The sequence below is a fragment of the Pseudoalteromonas shioyasakiensis genome (genome assembly GCF_024518675.1).
GTDB lineage: Bacteria > Pseudomonadota > Gammaproteobacteria > Enterobacterales > Alteromonadaceae > Pseudoalteromonas > Pseudoalteromonas shioyasakiensis_B.
On the sequence record NZ_JANIGL010000016.1, the window covers coordinates 1 to 762 of the forward strand.

General features: G+C 44.4%; 1 protein-coding gene. It reads right to left on the bottom strand.

The annotated features are described in order from the left end of the window. Positions 1-6 precede the first annotated feature (6 nt). The coding region (locus tag NQT69_RS19465; RefSeq protein ID WP_256829299.1) for an elongation factor Tu at positions 7-762 on the bottom strand (756 nt) is incomplete at its 5' end.

The window sequence follows — 762 nt, forward strand, 5'->3', positions numbered from 1 at the left end:
TAACTATTACTCTACGATAGTTGCTACAACACCAGCACCTACAGTACGGCCACCTTCACGGATAGCGAAACGAAGACCTTCGTCCATCGCGATTGGGCAGATTAGCTCTACCGTCATCTTAACGTTATCACCAGGCATTACCATTTCTACGCCTTCTGGTAACTGTACGTCACCTGTTACGTCAGTTGTACGGAAGTAGAACTGTGGACGGTAACCTTTGAAGAATGGAGTATGACGACCACCTTCATCTTTAGAAAGTACGTATACTTCTGAAGTGAATTTAGTGTGTGGCTTGATTGAACCAGGCTTAGCTAGTACTTGACCACGTTCAACGTCTTCACGCTTAGTACCACGTAGAAGTGCACCAATGTTCTCACCAGCACGACCTTCGTCAAGAAGCTTACGGAACATCTCAACACCAGTACAAGTAGACTTAGTAGTCTCTTTGATACCAACGATTTCAACTTCGTCATTCACGTTGATGATACCAGCTTCAACACGACCAGTTACAACAGTACCACGACCTTGGATTGAGAAAACGTCTTCAATAGGCATGATGAATGCTTTATCGATGTCACGCTCTGGCTCTGGGATGTAAGAATCTAGTGCTTCTGCAAGCTCAACGATCTTGTCTTCCCACTGCTTTTCGCCTTCAAGAGCTTTAAGAGCTGAACCTTGAATTAGTGGTAAGTCATCACCTGGGAAGTCATATTCAGAAAGAAGTTCACGAACTTCCATTTCTACTAGCTCAAGTAGCTCTTC